Consider the following 20,409-nt stretch of genomic DNA (forward strand, 5'->3'; position numbering starts at 1 on the left):
CAAGCGGGATGATCAAGTAAATCAGCCCAATTTGCGCGCGCATAGAACCGATGCGCCGTGCTCGTAGTATCGGAGCGTCAGGCGTGCGCGTGCTCGATCACGTGGATCAGCTCATCGAACAGCCAGCGCCGGAAAAGCGGCACGGCGGCGGGCGCGGGTCGGCTGGGCGGGCAGACGAGGTAGTAGCCGCGCTCCGTGGTGACGGGCGTCTCCAGCAGGCGGACGAGCTGACCCGACGCGACAAGCTCGTCGGTGAGGGGCGTCCAGCCGAGTGCGACGCCCTGGCCCATCAGCGCGGCCTGCACGACGAGCGAGTAGCTGTTGAACATCATGCCCTGGCTTTGTTCCGGCGCGGGCAACCCGTATGCGGCGAACCACGTGTGCCACGCGAGCCAGCGTTCTGGTTCGGTCGGTTGCACGTGCAGCAGCGGCAGATGCGCGAGATCTTGGGCGCTCATGACGGGCTGGTGTGCGTCGCGAAACGCGGGCGAGCAGACGGGCGTGACCGCTTCGGGGAAAAGGCGGGTCGACGTGCAGGGCGGCCAATGGCCGTCGCCGAACGCGATCGCGATGTCGGCGTGATCGCGGTGCGGATCGTAGCCGAGTTGCGACGTAACGATCTTCACGTTGACGCCGGGCATCGACGTGTTGAGCCGCGAGAGACGCGGCATCAGCCAGTAGGTCGCGAAACCCGCATCGGTGAGGATCGTCAGCGAGCCCGTGGCGCGGCGCGCGCGGATATCGGCTGTCGCTTCGCGGATCGTGTCGAGGCCGCTGCGCACGGCCTGATAGAGCAGCGTGCCTTCCGGCGTGAGCGTCACGCCGCGATGGCCGCGCTCGAAGAGCGGCGTGCCGAGTTCTTCTTCGAGTTGCACGATGCGCTGGCTGACGGCGGGCTGCGTCGAGCCGAGTTCGCGCGCGGCGGCCGTGAAGCTCGCGAGGCGCGCGGCCGATTCGAAGGCCGTGAGCGTCTGCATCGGTGGAAGGCGGTCTGGTCCCGGCATAACATTCCCTTATGGGCCGATAAGCGTGCGCCGCCTTCACAACGTTTTAATGAGCGGCAATAGTGATGTGCATGCGTGACGTGCATGCGGCGAGTCATTACGTCGATGCGTCGCCGTGCAACTAAGCGCAATCCTCCGATTCTAATCCGCCCCGCCCATGAGCCTTAATACAAAGCAGAATATCCTTATCCTGATGGCCGATCAGATGACGCCGTTTGCACTGCGCGCTTATGGCAATCAGGTTTCGCTGACGCCGCGCATCGATGCACTCGCGAATCAAGGCGTCGTGTTCGACTCGGCCTATTGCGCGAGCCCGTTGTGCGCGCCCGCGCGTTTTTCAATGATGGCGGGCAAGCTGCCCGCTGCAATCGGTGCTTACGATAATGCCGCCGAATTGCCCGCGCAAACGCTGACGTTCGCACACTATCTGCGTGCAGCGGGCTACCGGACGATTCTCTCCGGCAAGATGCATTTCTGCGGCCCCGATCAGTTGCATGGCTTCGAAGAGCGGCTGACGACGGACATCTATCCCGCCGATTTCGGCTGGGTGCCTGATTGGGAACATCCGGACGTGCGGCCGAGCTGGTATCACAACATGAGCTCGGTGCTCGATGCGGGGCCGTGCGTGCGCACGAACCAGCTCGATTTCGACGACGAAGTGACGTACACCGCGCGCCAGAAGCTGTATGACATCGTGCGCGAGCGCGAGGGGGGCGGCGACGCGCGGCCCTTCTGCATGGTCGCGTCGCTTACGCATCCACACGATCCCTATGCGATCCCGCGGCAGTACTGGGACTTGTATCGCGACGAACAGATCGACATGCCGCGCGTGACGCTGACGCGCGAAGAGAGCGATCCGCATTCGAAACGCCTGCGCGATGTCTACGAGGCCGACCTGACGCCGCCGACGGAGCAGCAGATTCGCAATGCGCGGCACGCGTATTACGGCGCGCTGTCGTATGTCGATGCGCAGTTCGGCGCGATTCTCGATACGCTCAACGCAACCGGGCTCGCCGACGACACGATCGTCATCGTCACGTCGGATCACGGCGAAATGCTCGGCGAGCGCGGGCTCTGGTACAAGATGACATGCTTCGAAGGCGGCGTGCGCGTACCGCTCATCGTGCATGCGCCGAAGCAGTACCGCGCGCATCGCGTGGCCGCGTCGGTTTCGCATGTCGATCTGCTGCCGACGCTCGTCGAAATGGCGACGGGCGCGCGCAAGACCGAATGGCCCGATCCCGTCGACGGACGTAGCCTGGTGCCGCATCTGCAAGACGACGGCGGGCGCGACGAAGCGATCGTCGAGTACTTCGCGGAAGGCGCGATTGCACCGCTGCTGATGATCCGTCGCGGCAAGTACAAGTTCATTCATACGCCCGTCGATCCCGATCAACTCTATGACCTCGCCAACGATCCGCACGAGCGCGTGAATCTTGCGCAAGAGCCAGCGGCGGCCGCACTGGTCGACGCATTTCGCAAGGAAATCGCGCAGCGCTGGGACGTGCCCGCGTTGCATCGATCGGTGCTCGCGAGCCAGCGGCGCAGGCGCTTTCATTTCGAAGCGACTACGCAAGGCGCGATCCGCTCGTGGGACTGGCAGCCATTCACCGACGCGAGCCAGCGCTATATGCGCAACCACATCGAACTCGACACGCTCGAGGCGATGGCGCGTTATCCGCGTGTCGTCGCGCGGTGACGGGACTCAGGACAACGGAATACGACACACTCACTACGGGAGCCCACGATGAACAGACGCTGGAGAAGTTCGCTTGTAAAGGTCACGCTGACGCTCGCAGCGTTCGGCGCGGCCTTGACGGGACCATCGCATGCCGCAGAGCCGCAAACCTGCACGCAGGTCCGCATGGCCGATCCCGGCTGGACCGACATCGACGCGACGAATGCCGTGGCAGGCGTACTGCTCAAGGCGCTGGGCTATCAGCAGAACGTGTCGAACCTATCCGTGCCGATCACGTATCAGGGCTTGAAGAAAGGGCAGATCGACGTGTTTCTCGGCAACTGGATGCCCGCGCAAGGTCCCCTCGTCAAGCCGTTCATCGACGACCATTCGATCGATGTGCTGCATGCCAACCTGGTCAACGCGAAGTTTACGCTGGCCGTGCCGGATTATGTCGCGGCAGCGGGCGTGCATTCGTTCGCCGATCTCGTCAAGCATGCCGACCAGTTCAACGGAAAGATCTATGGCATCGAGCCCGGCGCGCCCGCCAATCAGAACATCAAGAAGATGATCGCCGACAAGGCATTCGGACTCGGCGACTGGAAGATCGTCGAATCGAGTGAAACGGGCATGCTTACGCAGGTCGAGCGCGCGGTACGCGACAAGCAGTGGATCGTATTCCTCGCTTGGGAGCCGCATGTGATGAACACCAAGTTCCATTTGACCTATCTGTCAGGCGGCGATGCGTATTTCGGTCCCAACTACGGCGGCGCAACGGTGAATACGGTTACGCGCGCGGGCTTTGCGGGGCAGTGCACGAATCTCGCGAAGCTCTTCCAGCAGATGACGTTCAATGTAGACATCGAAAACCAGATCATTGCGAATGTGCTGCAAAACAAGGTCGATGTGAACACGGCGGCGATGAACGCGCTGAAGGGTAATCCCGCATTGCTAAGTGCATGGCTCAAAGGCGTGACGACGACAAGCGGCGCCGACGGATTGCAGGCCGTGCAGGCACAACTCGGCATTCACTAAAGCGGCATTGTCGGCACTCGAATAGAGGCGCGCGGTTCTGCAATGGGACGCGCGCTTTTGTTTTGCAAGGCATGTCGCAGCCAGACCAAAGTGTGTCGTGTTTGGTCGAGTTGCTCGAAATATGGATTTGTACTGTGCGTTGATCGTCGTGCAATTGGCACACGACGCGGAGCTCGCTTCGCATTCCTATACCCCTGTTTCCTCATAGCCAGGCAAGAGAGAACGACACAATGAAAAAGCTGAATGCCGCAGCACTGACAGGCGTCGCGTTCGCGCTCGCCGGAATTTCGAATGCGAGTCACGCACAAAGCAGCGTCACGTTGTATGGGATCATCGACGCGGGCATCACGTACGTGAACAACACAGGCGGCTCGCACGTCGTCAAGTTCGACGACGGCATCTCGTATGGCAACCGCTTCGGCATCAAGGGAACAGAGGATCTGGGTGGCGGTCTGCAAGCGGTATTCGTGCTCGAGAATGGTTTTCACCTCGGCAATGGTCAATTGGGCTTCGGCAGCACGATGTTCGGGCGCCAGGCTTATGTCGGTCTGAAGAACCAGTGGGGCACGCTGTCGTTCGGCAATCAGCTGGATATGACGAACGAGATACTGACCACATACAACATTTCCGGGTGGGCGAGCGGTTATGCGATTCACCAGGGCGACTTCGATCGCATCAACGGCGACCGGCTGCCTAATTCGGTGAAGTTCCTGTCGAATGAATTCGCGGGCTTCATGTTCGGCGGCATGTACTCGTTCGGCAATGTCGCGGGCAATTTCCATCAGGACAGCGCGTGGAGCGTAGGCGCACACTATGCGAACGGCTCCTTTACGGTCGGCACTGCTTATACGCAGCTGAACAATCCGCACGGCATCTATGCGTTCGACCCGTATGCAATGATTGGCGTGCATACGTTTCTCGGCCAGCCGGTGGTCACTGTCGATCCGGCGACGGGCGCGCGAACGGATCTCTTTTCAAGCAATCCGTTTCCCGTGGACAAGCAGGGCACTTTCGGCGTTGGCTCTAGCTACGCGATCGGCAACGTGACGCTGATGGGCAACTTCACGTACACGACGATCAAGGGACTCGGCGTCACGTCGCATATGAAGGTGGCGGAAGGCGGCGCGGACTGGCAGATCACGCCGGCGTTCAGCGTGATCGGCGGCTATCAGTACACGAACTTCGAAGGCCATCACTGGAATCAGGGCTCGCTCGGCGCGCACTATCTGCTGTCCAAGCGGACGGACGTGTATATCTCGGGTGACTACCTGAAGGCTTCGAATGGCGTCGACGCGGTGATCGGCTATAGCTTCACGCCATCGACGACTACGACGCAAGCCGATGTGCGGATCGGCATGAGGCATTCGTTCTAAATCTGTTTATCTGCGACGGCCTTTTTACGGTTCCTTTTCGGCTCCTTTAGGCCGTCGCGAATATAACCCCCTCTTCAAGGCAGAGCATCCTCCCGCGTCGTACTCGCCATGCCACCCGCACTCGGACGTATCGGCCTGCGGTCATCGCGAGGACTTGCTCCGAACCTCGCGCGATAAGTGCGCGAGAAATGCGATGGCGATTCGAAGCCACACGCGACGCAGATCGCCGTAATCGACATATCCGTTTGCCGTAAAAGCTCTCGGGCGCGATCGAGCCGCAATTGCAGATAAAAATGCGTCGGCGTGTCCTTGAGCGACGAGCAGAAGAGCCGCTCCAGCTGTCTGCGCGTAACGCCGATTTCCTGCGCGAGGTCGGCGGGCGTTAGCGGTTCTTCCATATTCTGTTCCATCACGCCGATCACCTGAATCAGCTTGCGGTTGTGCACGCCATAACGCGCGGCAATTTCCATTCGCTGATGATCGGAGCGCTGACGTATGCGGCTTACGACGAACTGCTCGGAGATCGACGAAGCGAGCGCCGCGCCGTGGCTGCGTGAAATGAGGTCGAGCATCATGTCGATCGACGCCGTCCCGCCCGCGCACGTAATGCGCCGCTCGCCGATCTCGAATAGTTCTTCGCTCGCCTGGACGGCCGGATAGCGCTCGCGAAACGCGGAGAGCGCTTCCCAATGCAACGTTACGCTGTCGGTTGGGCGGAGCAGGCCCGCTTCCGCGAGGATGAACGCGCCTGTATCGATGCCGCCGAGTGTCGCGCGTGCACGGTCCAGACGCTTGAGCCATTCGCCGAGCGCACGGCTGTAGCGGACAAGCGGCTCGAAACCCGCGACCACGAAGACTGTTTGCGCTTGATCGACATCGCCGAATGCGCTTTCCGCGTTCAGCGAAATGCCGTTGCTCGCGGCGACGGGCGCGCCGTCCACGCTCAGTATGTGCCAGCGATACAGGTCCTCGCGGAAGCGGTTCGCGACGCGCAAAGGCTCGACGGCCGACATGAAGCCGATGGCAGAAAAGCCCGGCAGCAGCAGAAACGAAATGTCTTCGGGCATCGCTCGATCTTCTCGATGTCAGGTGAAGCGGATTCGTCGAATCCGGCGAGCGTAGCAAGTGTCATGCTATGCGGCAAGCTGCGCCAAAAATCGGTGTCACGATTGCGCGGCGCACAAACGTGTGCCACGGCGCACACAGCAAGTTGCATGCTGGTTTTCCCTCATGGTCGCGCGCAAGCAAGAACGGGTCGCTGGCGGTCGATTTTGGGGAAATATGGGCCTGTACCTTTGCTTTACACCAGTTGTTTTCGGGTCGTCTCATCAGCCGCCCATATCGCGGGCGTTACAGGACACGCTGCGAATCGTGTCGAAGGGGATCGTCATGAAGTTGCGCATCAAAGTCGTTACCGCATGTATTGCCGGGCTTGTTACGGGCCTTCTCGCGACGCTGTCGCAGTCCGCGCTCGCGCAAGACCCGCCGAGTTGCCGCGCCGTCCATTTCGCCGACATTGGCTGGACCGATATCACATCGACGACGGCGCTCGCGTCGACGGTATTCGAAGGGCTCGGCTATCAGCCCGTGACGACGGTGGCCTCGGTGCCGATTTCATTTGCCGGACTGAAGAGCAAGCAGCTCGACGTTTCGCTCGGGTACTGGTGGCCCGTGCAGGAAAAAGCAATCGCGCCATTCGTCGAGTCGAAATCGATCAACGTATTGCAGCCGCCGAATCTGACGGGCGCGAAAGCCACGTTCGCCGTGCCGACCTATGAATACGACGCGGGCCTGAAGACCTTCGCGGATATCGCAAAGCATCGCGCGGAACTCGACGGCAAGATCTACGGCATCGAGCCGGGCAGCAGCGCGAATGCCGCGATCCAGAAGATGATCGCGACCAATCAGTTCGGACTCGGCGGCTTCAAGCTGATCGAATCGAGCGAAGCGGGCATGCTCGTCACCGTCGAGCGCGCGGTGCGCGAGAAGAAGTGGGTCGTCTTTCTCGGCTGGCAGCCGCATCCGATGAACATTCAGATCGACATGAAGTACCTGAGCGGCAGCGAGGGCGTATTCGGTCCCAACGACGGAGAAGCGCGCGTCTATACGCTGACGTCACCTGACTTCCTGACACGTTGTCCGAACGCGGGAAAGCTCGTCAGCAATCTTCGCTTTACGACGCAGATCGAAAACGTCGTGATGCAGTCGGTGATGAAAAAGGAGAAGCCTGCCGATGTCGCGAAGGCCTACCTGAAACAGAACCCGCAAGTACTCGATCAATGGCTGGCCGGCGTGAAGACGTATGACGGCAAGGACGGCTTGCCCGCCGTCAAGGCTTATCTGGGTCTTTGAGCCAATGTCTTTAAAGCCCGACTGCTCAAGCTCTGTCTTTAGAGCAAGACAAGTACTTTTCATTCCGACTCTTTCGTTTTAACAGGAATTTGCACGCATGAACCATGAAGTAATCGTGACCTGCGCCGTCACGGGTGCAGGCGACACCGTCGGCAAGCATCCCGCCATTCCCGTCACGCCTAAACAGATCGCCGATGCGGCAATCGAAGCCGCCAAAGCGGGCGCAACGGTCGCGCACTGCCATGTGCGCGATCCGAAAACGGGACGTGGCAGCCGCGATCCGAATCTGTATCGGGAAGTCGTCGACCGTATCCGCTCGGCGAACACGGACGTCATCATCAATCTGACGGCGGGCATGGGCGGCGACCTGGAGATCGGGTCCGGCGAAGATCCGATGCACTTCGGTGCCAATACCGATCTCGTGGGCGGCCTGACGCGCCTTGCGCACGTGGAGGAACTCTTGCCGGAGATCTGCACGCTCGATTGCGGCACACTCAATTTCGGCGACGGCGACTATATCTACGTATCGACGCCCGCTCAATTGCGTGCGGGCGCAAAGCGCATTCAGGAACTCGGCGTAAAGCCCGAACTGGAGATCTTCGATACGGGCCATTTGTGGTTCGCCAAGCAATTGCTCAAGGAGGGACTGCTCGATGCGCCGCCGCTGTTCCAGTTGTGTCTCGGCATTCCGTGGGGCGCGCCCGCCGATACGACGACGATGAAAGCGATGGTCGACAACCTGCCGGACGGCGCGCAATGGGCGGGCTTCGGCATCGGGCGCATGCAGATGCCGATGGTCGCACAAGCAATGCTGCTGGGCGGCCACGTGCGGGTCGGTCTCGAAGACAACATCTGGCTGGACAAAGGCGTTCCCGCGAGCAACGGTTCGCTCGTCACGCGCGCGATCGAAATCATCGAGCGGTTGGGCGGCCGCGCGCTCACGCCCGCCGAAGGCCGCAAGAAGCTCGGCTTGCCGGCGCGCGGCGAACGGCTGCTCGAAAAGCGCGCCGTCGAACAGTTCGCGTGAAGTTCAGATAAGGCTTTGCACAATTACAGAGGATCGTCGGCAATGGCAGTCATCACCAACATCAAGACATTTGCAGCAATCGGCGCGGGTGTGATCGGCAGCGGCTGGGTCGCGCGCGCGCTCGCGCACGGGCTCGACGTGGTGGCGTGGGACCCGGCTCCGGGCGCGGAGAAACAGTTGCGCGACAACGTCGCGAACGCATGGCCCGCGCTCGAACGCGTGGGGCTCGCGAAGGGCGCTTCGCAGGATCGCCTGCGTTTCGTGAAGACCATCGAGGCGTGCGTCGCGGATACCGACTTCATTCAGGAGAGCGCGCCCGAACGCGAAGAGCTGAAGCTCGCGCTACACGAACAGATCAGCCGCGCGGCGAAGCCCGATGCAATCATCGCGTCGTCGACGTCGGGCCTGTTGCCGACTGACTTCTATGCACGCGCATTGCATCCCGAGCGCTGCATCGTCGGGCATCCGTTCAATCCCGTGTACTTGCTGCCGCTCGTCGAAGTGGTGGGCGGCGAGTGCACGGCGCCTTCGACCATCGATGCCGCGTCGAGCATCTATCGTTCGCTCGGCATGCGGCCGCTGCATGTGCGCAAGGAAGTCCCCGGCTTTGTCGCCGACCGTCTTCTCGAAGCGCTGTGGCGCGAGGCGCTGCATCTCGTCGACGAAGGCGTCGCGACGACGGGCGAAATCGATGATGCGATCCGCTTTGGTGCGGGCATTCGCTGGTCCTTCATGGGGACCTTCCTCACTTATACGCTCGCAGGCGGAGATGCGGGCATGCGCCATTTCATGCAGCAATTCGGGCCCGCGCTCGAATTGCCGTGGACCAAGCTTGTCGCGCCGAAGCTGACGGATGAACTGATCGATCGCGTCGTCGACGGCACGGCGGAGCAGCTTGGTCCGCGCTCGATCAAGCAGCTCGAACGCTATCGCGACGACTGCATCACGAACGTGCTGTCCGCGATCGCCGACGCGAAAGCGCGGCACGGCTTGCATCCCGACGAATAACGTCGCGTAATATGGCTGCACGCGCGGGGAATCGATGCAAGATGCCCCGCGCGCACGAACAACGTTCAACGCGACGGAGACAATCGCCATGCCGCGACACGCGGAATTGCCTGCATATCACGACGTCGTGCGTGCCGAATGGGTCGACTACAACGGCCATCTGCGCGACGCGTTCTATATGCTGATTTTCAGCTTCGCCACCGATGCGCTGATCGAGCAGATCGGCCTCGACGACACCGTGCGCAAGGCGCGTGGCCGCTCGATCTATACGCTCGAAGCGCACATCAACTATCTACAGGAAATCAAGGAAGGCGCGCAAGTGCGAGTCGAGATGCGCGTGCTGGCCCACGACGCGAAGCGCATGCACCTGTACCTCGAAATGTTCGCGGATGAGGGTGACGAACCCGTCGCTGCGGGCGAACAGATGCTGCTGCACGTCGATACGAGCGGTCCGCGTTCCGCAGTGTTCGATAGCGATGTCGAGGCGCGCGTGCGTGCGCTCGTCGATGCGCAAGCCGCGTTGCCTGCCGCGCGATACGCTGGCCGTGTGATCGGTTTGCCCGCGCCGGCCCGCAAGTGAGGCATCCGCATTCGCAGGCATAATCGGGCAACGCATAAACGGAGTGCACGTCATGCTCGAACCTGAAATCGCCGCATTCGTCGAACGGACGAAAGCGCTTTACCCGAGCGACCGCTCGGCATCGACGGTCGTCGAGCAGAGGGCGATGTACGAGCGTCTCGCCGCTGCATTCACGCCGCCGTTACTCGATGGCGTGCGCACGTACGATGCGCCGTTCACGTCGCCCGATGGCCATGCTTTCATGCTGCGCCTCTATGCGCCTGCCCAACGTGAGCGGTGCGAGCGCTCGCCGGGCATGGTGCTTTATTTTCATGGCGGGGGATTCGTGGTCGGCTCGCTCGCGAGCCACGATCTGATCACTGCGCGCATCGCGGCCGATACGGGCCTGTGCGTGATCGCCGTCGATTACCGGCTTGCGCCCGAGCATCCAGCGCCCGCCGCTCACGAAGATTGCCTGGCTGTCACGCGCGCCGCGCTCGATGGACGCTTGCCATTCGGTCTGGTGCCGACGTCGCTGCAACTCGCGGGCGACAGCGCGGGTGCGACGCTCGCGGCGAGTGTCGCGATGCGGTTGCGCGACGAAGGGTTGACGGGCGTCCGAGGTCTCGCGCTGGTTTATCCGATGCTGGGTGTCGAGCCGCAATCGCCCGCGCGCGAGACGGAAGCCGACGCGCCGATGCTCACGCTCGCCGATGTGCGGCGCTACAGCGCGATGTATTGGGGCGATGAAGCGGGCAATGAAGCGGGCAACCATGCGGGCAACGCGGGCAGCAGCATCAGCGGGTTGCGCACAAGCGTTTCGGAGCATATTGCGTGGACGATTCCGCTCGAAGCATCACGTTATGATGGATTGCCGCCGACGCTCGCGATCGGCGTCGAGCACGATCCGTTGCGCGACGATGCGCGCGAGTTTGCGGAGCGCATCCGCGCGGCGGGCGGGCAAGCGCATGCGCCCGTCGGCAAGGGCCTTGTACACGGCTCGTGGCGCGCGCTGGCGACAAGTCCCGGCGTGCAATGGATGCACGGCGAGGTGTGCCGCTTCCTTACCGATCACGTAGCGGATTAGCGGATACAACAGCGGCCTGTCGCATGCGATCCTTTTGCGTGCAATGCCGCTCGTTTCTGTGCAAGGACCTTTGGCTTCGATTGTTGCCTGAAACGTCGGTTATGCGGCGAGCGCGTGCTCGAGTTCTTCGGCGGCGAGTGCGTGTTCGAGCACTTCGGCTGCGATCATCGCGGATGCATTGGCGGGAGCGGGGCGCTCGGCCGGCTTGAAGACGGCGTCGCCGCGGCGGATCTTGCGGCGCGATACGGCACAGGTGCCGGACGAGTGCGCCGAACGGCGGCGCCAGCGCTGCTCGCCATAATGACAGCGGCCCGGCTCGATCCAGCGAATGATGAGTGTTGTATCAGAGTGCTCGAGTATCTCGATGCGCAACCCGTTGGCGCCTGTCAACGGCAAACACTCCAAGGTCGTCATGGTCGGCTCCGTAGTTGTGGTGTGTGCCGAATTTAGTCCCGCGCGCGCGTGAGAGCCATTGTGCCCGCGTAGAAACACTGTTCCCGATTCGGCAATAATCTGATGGCGGATGTGCACGCGGACGGTACCAGGCCGTTTCGCGGCCTGTCATGGCCATTACATGCAAATCGGCAACGAACTGTTGTATCAGCGGCAGATAACGGCAGGGTCGCCGGGCAGCGTGGATGGGCGTGCGCGGCATCCCTTATGATGTGCGCCTCGACAGGGGTGCCGGCGCACCGGAAGTGAGACCGATGCAGGTACTCTGCGTGCTCGCTGCCATGGTCCGTGCCCGGTCCGTCATCCGGGTCTTTCATGTATTCGCGCTATCTTTGAGCGGGCAGGCCGCTCACGCAGGCGGCCCACGCACTCCGCTCATTCTACGAGGTCACATGAATCAACGTCCGCCAGATGTCCCGTCCGAGGCCGACGCGCCCGATCGCCGCAAGGCGCAGCGCGTGGCCTCGGCCACGCTCTATGCCGTGATGGTCGTGCTGGCGATCTGGGTAATTCGCGACTTCGTGCCCGCGATCGCGTGGGCCTGCGTGATCGCAATCGCGCTGTGGCCGGCATTTCATCGGGTCGAACAACACGAATTCTTCAAGGGACGCACGACGCTGATCGCGACCGTGCTGACCGTTGCCATTGGATTGCTGTTCCTGTTGCCCGTCGGGATCGGCATCGCGCAGGCCGCGAACGAAGCGCACGACGTGATCGAGTGGTTGCGCACCGTGCATGAGAACGGCATTCCCGTGCCGGATTTCGTCCAGCATCTGCCGTTCGGCGCGGCGCAGATCGGCGCGTGGTGGGAGTCGAATCTCGCGCAGCCGCTGCGCGATTCGCCCGCGATGAAGGGCCTGCACAGCGATGCCGTCGTGACATTCGGCCGGCATTTCGGCGCGCGTGCCGCGCATGCGCTGATGCTGTTCGGCTTCATGCTCGTCACGCTGTTCGTGATCTTTCAGGCAGGCCCGAGGCTGTCAGGCTCGCTGATGAAGGGCGTCCAGCGCGCGTTCGGTCACGAAGGCCTGCATCTCGTCGAGCGGATGGCGGCGGCCGTACGCGGGACGGTGTCGGGGCTTGTCGTGGTCGGCATCGGCGAGGGCGCGCTGCTGTTCGTCGCATACATGTTGACGGGCGTGCCGCATGCAGCACTGCTTGGGTTCGTCACGGCAATCGCCGCGATGCTGCCGTTTTGCGCGCCCGTCGTGTTCTGCGGCGCGGCACTATGGCTCTTCATCATCCAGGGGACGATCGTTCCAGCAATTGCGCTTGCCGTGTTCGGCTTTATCGTCGTGTTCATCGCCGAGCACTTCGTGCGCCCGATGCTGATCGGCAATTCGACGCGGCTGCCGTTTCTGCTGGTGCTGTTCGGGATTCTCGGCGGCGCGGAGACGTTTGGCCTGCTGGGTCTGTTCGTCGGCCCCGCGCTGATGACGGTGCTGATGGTGCTGTGGACCGAGTGGATCGAGCGATGATCCGTTGATTCGCTTCTGCGCTTCCGGACTTTTGCTGCGAGCCGGAGCGCGTTCGTGATGCCGCTTCGAGTGATGGCTTGCGTGACTGCGTGATCGGTCCAATCAGGCGGGCCCCGAGCCGCGTAGACGCAAGGTCAGCACGCGCGAGACGGGCACGGACACTCTGGCGACCGCGAATAGCGAACCGATCGCGACGGCATCGGCGGTCAGGCCGAGCGGGATGTTCAGATAGCCGTCGGTGGCCGTGTACAGCAGTGAATCGACGACCAGCGATATCACCGTGCCCGCGATAAAGCACAGCAGGCCCTTGCGTCCCACGAGCCCGATCCACGGCAGGCGCTGCGCGATCGCCTTTGCCCAACCGATGCGCACCATGTTTGCGGCGAGCCACGCGATTGCGAGAAAGTTCACCGCGCGCAGCCACGACAGATTCTGCTTGAGGCAGCCATCGAGCGGCGCCGCTTCGACGAACAGCTTATATCCGGCGGCCGCTCCGGCCACGGCGCACGCGAGCGCCGTCACGATCCAGCCATGGCGGTGCGCGCTTGCGCGCTGATAGACGGGCTGCGTCTGCGCGATTACACCGGACACGAACATCAACTGCCATGCGAACGGGTTGAAGTCCCATTGCGCGTCTTCGGCGACGGGCAGATGCGGCAGCATCCACGGCGCAATCGACCACACGGCGAGACTGCCCGCGAGCAGCAGCCACGGCTTGCTTCGTGCGAGCGGCAACACCACGGGCACGGCGAACGCGAAGAACGCGTACATCGGCAATACGGATGCGAGATATGGCTGACGGCGGAACAGCAGGATGTCGCGCAGCACGGCCGCGGGCGTGTCCATCATGTCGTCGAGATCGGTCGTGGTCATGTTGGGCGCGTCGATGCTGAACGCGCTCATCACCGCGCTCGCAATGAGCATCAGGACAGCCGTGATCAGAAACGCCCTATACAGCTCGAACGAGCGCCGGAAAAAACGGTTGCGCGCGTCGGCTTCCGTGTGGCGCTTCGCGAGCGACGCATAGGCCGTCGCCGTCGCGAACCCGCCGAGGAAGACGAAGACTTCGGCTGCGTCGCACAGCGCATACGCATGCAGCGTGGCGCGCGACATGATGCTGCCGCCGATATGGTCGACGACGATAAACAGAAGAACCAGTCCTCGGAAGAAGTCCAGCTCGATCAGACGGGTTTTTGATGTCTGCATGCATGTGATGGCAAAGCGCCTCCGCGAAACGGCGCGCGGGCGACGCGCAGCGCGGTTTCGGTGAGGCGGGAAATGGGGGGTGCTGGCGTGTGCGTGCCTGACGCGCGTTCGCGGCACGGCCTGATGGCGCGTTTGCGCGGCGGATCATGGCGGCCCTGCTGACCTCTTTTGGCATGGCGCGCCCGCCACGGAATCGCCTGCACGACCCGAAATGGACCGCCATTATCGCTCAGAGTTCCTCCTGGTTGCGTTTTTGGCGAAAAGGTGGTGGTGCGAGTTGGGGCCGCCGATAAAAACGAGATGAGGGGTTGGCGAAAACGGTTCGGGTATTGGCAGGACAGGCAAGCCGCGCCCGCTTATGCTTGCCGGTCTTCGAGGTGTGCCGGCTAATCGAATGACAAGGTTTCGGTTGACCTGCCTCCATGCTCAACAGCAGTCGTTGTGAAGTCATCTTATGCGCAGTGTTGGTCTTCTATCCGCACTTGGTCGAATGCGCGCTTCCCGCGTGCGTTACCAACCGTTAGTGATGCTTGCGGCCTGTGGAGCGCTGTCCGCCTGTGCGCTCGCGCCGGGTATGCGAATGGAATCGTCGTTCACGAATGACACGTCGGTCACGCAGCAAACAGTGGCGAATCTGCACGTTATCGAGCTGGACGGCGGCGTCGTCGCGGAAATGCGCAACGTGGCGAAGCGTCAGGAGTCTGCGCAGGCCGTTGTGCTCGAAGGGCAGCCGCGGGGTTACACCATTGGTGCGGGCGATGTGCTCAACATCGTCGTTTGGGACCACCCCGAACTGGCTGCTGCACAGGGTCCGCAGCAGCAGGCTGCCGTCCGGCCGTCCGACCCGGCGCCCGGCTTCGTTGTTGATGAAAAGGGCAACCTGACGTTCCCGTATGCTGGCACCTTGCACGTGGCCGGGCTACCGCCCGAGGAAGCGCAACAGCATCTCGCGCTGTCACTGTCGCGTTACCTGCGCAAACCTCAGGTGACCTTGCGAGTCGCGTCGTTCCGTTCGCGTCAGGTGTACGTCGATGGACAGGTGCGCAGTCCGGGCGCCGTTCCCGTCAACGACGTGCCGATGACTTTGTATGAGGTTATTAGCCGCGCGGGTGGCTTCAACGATACCGCCGATCAAAGCCACATCGTCCTGGTTCGCGACGGCAAGTCGTATCAGCTCAACGTGACGCAGATGTTTGAAAGCGGGCAAAGCCCAGCGCGGATCGTTCTCAGGGGCGGCGATCTGCTGCGGGTCGAGTCGCGCGAAGAGAATGCGGTGTACGTGATGGGCGAGGTCAACAAACCGCTCAGTGCGATTCCGCGGACGAGTGGCCGTCTCACGCTCGCGGATGCGTTGCTGCAGGCAGGCAGCCTGAACCCGGGCAGTGCAGACGCGGCGCAGATGTACGTCATTCGCGGTTCTCTTGGCGGTGCGCCCCAGATATTCCATCTGGACGGCACATCGCCCGTATCGATGCTGCTTGCGAGAGAATTCGACCTGCAGCCGAAGGACGTGGTGTACGTCGACGCGAATGGTCTCGTGCGCGCGAGCCGCGTCCTCAGTCTGCTGCTGCCCGCGATCAACGCCGGCTTGACGGCTGCGGTGGTGACCAAATGATGGATTTCCCCGGTAGCGGTGCGGCAAAGCGCGTTGCGATTGCTGCGGAACGCGCATGATGGATCGCCGCAGAGTCCTTACTATGTCCGCAACGGGTGCTTGCCTGGCGGGTCTCGCACGTGCCGCGCGCAGCGCGTCGGCGCCAGTGACTACACCGTCCGGCTTCTTCGTCAACGTGCGGGATTTCGGCGCGAAGGGCGACGGCAAGGCTGATGACACGATGGCCTTGCAACGCGCGATCGATCACATTCGCGGGCGGGCTGACGCGCTCGGCGATACATCGTATTTGCCTTGCATTGTTCTTCCCGCCGGCCACTACCGGCTCACTGACACGATCTACACGGTGCCGTGGATCAAGCTTCGAAGCGAAGGCTCTGTACTGCTGGACTTCACGCAGTTGCCCGTCGATCGCGACGGCATCGTCTGCCGGAACGAGGTGTCGATTCCGGGGGGCGCACTCTGTTTCGCCGGCAACCGCTCACCGTTTCTGGACGGCACGGGCGGCACCGTGTCGATCCTTGGGCCAGGCGGTGAGCGCTCGGACGGTTGGGGCATCGTCATTGGCGATAACGATCCCCATGCACCGGGCGCTGTACGAGATACAGGCGGATGCTATGTCGTCGTCACGGGATGGCGCGGCGCGCTATGCATCGATCCGGTTCACACGTACCTTACTGCATGGCGCTCGTGCCGCTTCGAACAAAACCGCGACGCGGCGATATATGTGCGCGGCCGCGCCGGGGCAGCGATCGACAGCGGCGAGCGGATGACTTTCCTCGACTGCACGTTCGCTGGTTCCCAGCATGCTGTGTCGATCGATGCGGATAGCCAGGACTTCGTCTTCGACGCCTGCTCGTTCGATTTCCACGGCGACGTCCTTTATTTTGGCCCGCGCGCAAGCTATGGAACGGTGGCATTGAGCCATTGCCATATCGAAGGAATCGATGGGCAGCTTGTCAACGCGGTCGAAAGCGGCACGCGTCTGCGCGTGGCGATCAACCATTCGATCGTGTTGCCGCGCCCGTGGAAGCGCAAGACGATCGAGAATTCGCCCCGGCGGCTCGTGTCTGGACGGGTGCGCTTCGGCGCGATTGCCGTCGAATTTCGCTTCGAACAGTCACCGGACAAGTTGCACGACCCGCTGATAGGCGACGAGGTCGTCATTGAGAGCCTTGGCGCGCTGAGCTTTCCGGGCGTCGACGCTTTGCCCGCCCGTCAGCTTTGCCTGAACGCTGACGCGCACTTCGCGGCTGACGCGCCTGGCACTTCCGCCGACGCGCTTGCGCATTGGAAAGCACCCGCGCGAAGCGTTGCGCGAGCTTCAGTACATCGCGCGGGCGCCGTGCAGGCGCTTGTCGTCATGGCGCCGTTAGCGGGCGGAGCGGACTTTGCGCTGACTAGCCGTTCGCCTTTCTCAGTGGAGGTTGGCGCGACGATTGTCGCTTCTTGCGTCGTTGCTGCAAATGGCAAGCCACCGCGCATAGCAATCCAACTCGAGTTCCTGACCAGCGACGCACGGCGGCTCGAACTGAAGTCCAGCCCGAGCATGCGCGACGCGCTACTCCCGTTGCGCGCGACGGTGCCGCCGGGCGCGTCGTACGCGCTATTGCATGCCAGTTTCTCCGACTGGTCGGGCGAACTGCAGGTGCTACGTCTCGCAGCATGGCGGACCACATGACCGCCCGCGCCGTTCTCTCGAGCCGCAAGGTGGCCGTTCCAGCCCATCGGATCAACCTATGACCCTTTCTCGTGTTCTTGTTTTGTGCAGAGGCAACCTGTGCCGAAGTCCGATGGCAGCCGCGTTGCTTGGCCAGCGTTTGCCCGGCGCAATAGTGCGTTCCGCCGGACTGGCCGCAGTTGTCGGAGAGCCCGCTGTCAGTGAGGTCATCGCCTTGCTTGCGCTACGCGGTATCGACCTCTTCTCGCATCGTGCGGTGCAAGTGACGCGATCGATGTGTGACGAGGCAGATTTGATTCTCGTCATGAGCCGCGCACAACGGCACTCGCTCCACGACGTGTTTCCGCATACACGCGGCAAGGTCTTCCTGCTCGGCGACGGCGGGGACGTCGCAGACCCTTACGGGCAGAGTGACGCGCACTTCAACGCAAGCTTCGACGTGATCGACAGGTCAATCGAACAGTGGGCACGAAGACTAGAGAGTGAGTCGTCGGTGCAACCGACCGTGACCGACCGACGGATCGGGTGCACACCGCATGCGATCGACCATTCCGCGGCGAGAGCGGAAGCGGGGGCGTAGTGATGAACGAATTGAACCAAGACTCGAACAACACACTGCAGGAAAGCGGATTTGATCTGGCGGCATGGCTAGACGCGTTGGTCCTTTACCGATGGATGATGCTCGCGATTTTCGTCGTCATCGCCGCATCGGGTTCCGCCTGGGTGCTATTGTCGGACCCCGTCTACGAGGCCGACATCATGGTCCAGGTCGAAGAGAGCGGTGCGGCTGACGCGGCGCGCTCGGTGCTGGGCGGTCTGTCTTCCATGTTCGACGTGAAGGCTTCGGCGGAATCTGAACAGCAAGTTATCGCCTCCCGACTCGTCGTTGCGGCGGCGGTCGACCGTGAGCGGCTCTTCATCGACGCGCGGCCGCGGCGCTTTCCGGTCATCGGAGCAGCTATCGCACGCGGTAACAATGGTTTGCCGGATCCAGGCTGGCTCGGGATGGGTGGCTATACGTGGGGCGCCGAGCAAATCGACATCGACCAGTTCGACGTCCCTAGTAACTATGAGGAAGAGCGTTACGACCTGACCGTCGTCCGCGGCGGAGGGTTCCGGCTTGCCGGTCCCGGGCTCATCGCAGATGTTGCCGGGAGATGCGGGGAGCAGCTCCGGGTTCGCACAGATAATGGCCCGCTCGTGCTGCAGGTCCGCTCGTACAACGCGAAACCTGGCGCACGCTTCAGACTGGTCCGATATCCTCGCCAGACGACGATCGAACAGCTACAGCGAGAACTGTCGGTCAAGGAAGCGGGCAAGGATTCCAATGTGTTGCGTGTGTCGCTGCGTGGCAATGATCCGCAGCGGCTCGTTCGCACGCTCGACGACATTGCGGCTTTCTATCTCGACCAGAACATCGCGCGAAAGACGGAGGAGGCGGCGCGTTCCTTGGCATTCCTTGAAGGCCGGGAGCCGGAGTTGAGGCACAGTCTCGATGCAGCGGAAGCAGCGCTCTCAACGTTGCGTGTCCAGTTGAAGTCGGTCAGCACAGACGGCGAGGCGGCAAGCTTGCTGCAACAGTCGGCGCAGAACGAAACGCAGCTTACGGGACTGGTTGAAAAGCGTGCCGAACTCGCGAGCCGCTTCATGCCAGGACATGACGCGGTGATCGCGATCGACGCACAGATCGCCGTGTTGCGCGCGGAATCGCAAAGATTCGCGCAAAGCATGGCGAAGCTCCCTGCCGATCAGCGTCGGTTGATCAGCAGCGAGCGTGACGTCAAGGTGGCCAATGATCTGTACGTCGGCCTGCTGAACAATATCGAGCAGATGAAGTTGATCCATGCGGGTCGGATAGGCGACGTCCGCCTGATCGATAAAGCTCTCGCGCCCGATAGGCCGATGCATTTGCGCCGCGCAATCGAAGTGTGCATCGTATTCGTACTAGCCGGATTTGCTGCGGTGTTCGCTGCGTGGGTGCGAGATCTGCTTTTCCGCGGCGTGTCCGATGCCAGTGAAGTCGAGAGTGCGACGGGTCTGCGCGTTTTCGCTTCCGTGCCGCGTGCAGCAGGCTGCGGCTTGTCTGCCTCAATTGCACGAATATGTTCCCGCGGGAATCCCGCGCGCCGTCATGCGCACGCGATTGTGGCCTCCGACGATCCTGCGATCGAGAATCTTCGCAGTCTGCGAACCGCAGTGCGATTTTCAATTCTCGACGCGCAAAACAACGTCGTAATGTTCACCGGCCCCACACAAGGTGTCGGCAAATCGTTTGTGTCGTCGAATTTTGCCGAGGTGATGGCTGCATCGGGCAAGCGCGTCCTGCTTATCGACGGCGACATGCGTCGCTCGGGGCTTGCTGCCATATACGGCGATGAAAGGCTCGATGGGTTTGCGGATGTGTTGGCCGATCGAATCACGCTTGACACCGCGATCCGTCAGACGGGCCGAACCAATCTGTATTTTCTTCCTGCTGGGCAGCGGCCGTCGAACGCGTCGGACCTGCTGGCCAATGCCGCCGTTGCGGTCGTCATCAAAGCCGTGGCGGCGCGCTATGACGTCGTCGTGATAGATACCGCGCCCGTCCTGCCAGTGTCTGATGCCGCGATGCTTGCGCCATACGCTGCGGGCAACGTGTTTGCGGTCGTACGTGCAGGCGCAACACATCTGGTCGAACTCAAGGAAACAGTCCGTCGGCTGCAGCGTGTCGGGGTCGATATCACGGGCGTGATTCTGAACGGCATCGACCCGCGTGCCGGTCGTTTCCGTTATGGCGCGAAGTACGGTGCGTATCGATATTCGGCTGGTTCCGGCACTGACGTCGTGCGCATGGTGGCACAACAACGGGGAGATTGA

17 protein-coding genes are annotated in these 20,409 nt (G+C 62.2%); 13 read left to right on the forward strand and 4 right to left on the reverse strand.

The features are described 5' to 3' along the window. Nucleotides 1-77: 77 nt before the first annotated feature. Nucleotides 78-1,004, reverse strand: coding sequence for a choline sulfate utilization transcriptional regulator (locus BMW76_RS31860; RefSeq protein WP_090872479.1), 927 nt, complete (start codon nucleotides 1,002-1,004; stop codon nucleotides 78-80). A 157-nt stretch (nucleotides 1,005-1,161) separates the two neighbouring features. On the opposite strand from BMW76_RS31860, the gene betC reads away from it, so the two are divergent. From betC to BMW76_RS31875, 3 genes are all read left to right on the forward strand, one after another. Next, nucleotides 1,162-2,703 carry a choline-sulfatase gene (betC, locus tag BMW76_RS31865; protein ID WP_090872481.1) on the forward strand — a complete coding sequence of 514 codons (1,542 nt, stop codon included), beginning with the start codon at nucleotides 1,162-1,164 and terminating at the stop codon, nucleotides 2,701-2,703. A gap of 48 nt (nucleotides 2,704-2,751) precedes the next feature. After that, entirely contained in the window at nucleotides 2,752-3,717 is a 966-nt protein-coding gene (locus BMW76_RS31870) for a choline ABC transporter substrate-binding protein (protein ID WP_090872483.1), read from the forward strand. A gap of 230 nt (nucleotides 3,718-3,947) precedes the next feature. Next, nucleotides 3,948-5,090: a porin gene (locus BMW76_RS31875; RefSeq protein WP_090872485.1), complete on the forward strand. Its 1,143-nt coding sequence runs from the start codon at nucleotides 3,948-3,950 to the stop codon at nucleotides 5,088-5,090. A 74-nt stretch (nucleotides 5,091-5,164) separates the two neighbouring features. Here the strand turns inward: BMW76_RS31875 and BMW76_RS31880 are convergent, their stop codons facing one another. Further along, nucleotides 5,165-6,157 carry a GlxA family transcriptional regulator gene (locus BMW76_RS31880; protein ID WP_090872487.1) on the reverse strand — a complete coding sequence of 331 codons (993 nt, stop codon included), beginning with the start codon at nucleotides 6,155-6,157 and terminating at the stop codon, nucleotides 5,165-5,167. A gap of 322 nt (nucleotides 6,158-6,479) precedes the next feature. Between BMW76_RS31880 and BMW76_RS31885 the strand changes: the two genes are divergently transcribed. The 5 genes from BMW76_RS31885 (at nucleotide 6,480) to BMW76_RS31905 (ending at nucleotide 11,123) form a co-directional block, all read left to right on the forward strand. Further along, entirely contained in the window at nucleotides 6,480-7,442 is a 963-nt protein-coding gene (locus BMW76_RS31885) for a choline ABC transporter substrate-binding protein (protein ID WP_090872489.1), read from the forward strand. Between the two features lie 97 nt (nucleotides 7,443-7,539). After that, complete coding sequence (locus BMW76_RS31890) at nucleotides 7,540-8,469, forward strand: BKACE family enzyme (protein ID WP_090872491.1); 930 nt, start codon at nucleotides 7,540-7,542, stop codon at nucleotides 8,467-8,469. A 42-nt stretch (nucleotides 8,470-8,511) separates the two neighbouring features. Continuing rightward, nucleotides 8,512-9,477 (forward strand): L-carnitine dehydrogenase, encoded by a 966-nt coding sequence (locus BMW76_RS31895; RefSeq protein WP_090872494.1) that lies wholly within the window; start codon nucleotides 8,512-8,514, stop codon nucleotides 9,475-9,477. An 88-nt stretch (nucleotides 9,478-9,565) separates the two neighbouring features. After that, on the forward strand, nucleotides 9,566-10,057 hold the full coding sequence (locus BMW76_RS31900; protein ID WP_090872530.1) for a thioesterase family protein: 492 nt from the start codon (nucleotides 9,566-9,568) through the stop codon (nucleotides 10,055-10,057). Between the two features lie 52 nt (nucleotides 10,058-10,109). Then, complete coding sequence (locus BMW76_RS31905) at nucleotides 10,110-11,123, forward strand: alpha/beta hydrolase (protein ID WP_090872495.1); 1,014 nt, start codon at nucleotides 10,110-10,112, stop codon at nucleotides 11,121-11,123. A gap of 99 nt (nucleotides 11,124-11,222) precedes the next feature. On the opposite strand, the gene BMW76_RS31910 is transcribed toward BMW76_RS31905, so the two are convergent. Further along, entirely contained in the window at nucleotides 11,223-11,537 is a 315-nt protein-coding gene (locus BMW76_RS31910; protein ID WP_090872497.1) for a DUF3331 domain-containing protein, read from the reverse strand. A gap of 431 nt (nucleotides 11,538-11,968) precedes the next feature. On the opposite strand from BMW76_RS31910, the gene BMW76_RS31915 reads away from it, so the two are divergent. Beyond that, the gene (locus BMW76_RS31915; RefSeq protein ID WP_090872499.1) at nucleotides 11,969-13,054 is read left to right on the forward strand and encodes an AI-2E family transporter; all 1,086 of its coding nucleotides are present in this window, start codon (nucleotides 11,969-11,971) and stop codon (nucleotides 13,052-13,054) included. A 102-nt stretch (nucleotides 13,055-13,156) separates the two neighbouring features. Here the strand turns inward: BMW76_RS31915 and BMW76_RS31920 are convergent, their stop codons facing one another. Further along, nucleotides 13,157-14,260: an OpgC domain-containing protein gene (locus BMW76_RS31920; RefSeq protein WP_090872501.1), complete on the reverse strand. Its 1,104-nt coding sequence runs from the start codon at nucleotides 14,258-14,260 to the stop codon at nucleotides 13,157-13,159. 580 nt (nucleotides 14,261-14,840) lie between these two features. Between BMW76_RS31920 and BMW76_RS31925 the strand changes: the two genes are divergently transcribed. The 4 genes from BMW76_RS31925 to BMW76_RS31940 all read left to right on the forward strand — a co-directional run bounded on the left by BMW76_RS31925 (nucleotide 14,841) and on the right by BMW76_RS31940 (nucleotide 20,409). Then, on the forward strand, nucleotides 14,841-15,875 hold the full coding sequence (locus BMW76_RS31925) for a polysaccharide biosynthesis/export family protein (protein WP_245763457.1): 1,035 nt from the start codon (nucleotides 14,841-14,843) through the stop codon (nucleotides 15,873-15,875). 145 nt (nucleotides 15,876-16,020) lie between these two features. Then, nucleotides 16,021-17,553: a glycoside hydrolase family 55 protein gene (locus BMW76_RS31930; protein ID WP_218162570.1), complete on the forward strand. Its 1,533-nt coding sequence runs from the start codon at nucleotides 16,021-16,023 to the stop codon at nucleotides 17,551-17,553. A gap of 58 nt (nucleotides 17,554-17,611) precedes the next feature. Continuing rightward, entirely contained in the window at nucleotides 17,612-18,133 is a 522-nt protein-coding gene (locus BMW76_RS31935; protein WP_281248568.1) for a low molecular weight protein-tyrosine-phosphatase, read from the forward strand. 2 nt (nucleotides 18,134-18,135) lie between these two features. Beyond that, nucleotides 18,136-20,409: a polysaccharide biosynthesis tyrosine autokinase gene (locus BMW76_RS31940; protein ID WP_090872509.1), complete on the forward strand. Its 2,274-nt coding sequence runs from the start codon at nucleotides 18,136-18,138 to the stop codon at nucleotides 20,407-20,409.

Origin of the sequence: Paraburkholderia diazotrophica (genome assembly GCF_900108945.1) — a bacterium.
In the GTDB taxonomy this organism is placed as follows: Bacteria; Pseudomonadota; Gammaproteobacteria; order Burkholderiales; family Burkholderiaceae; genus Paraburkholderia; species Paraburkholderia diazotrophica.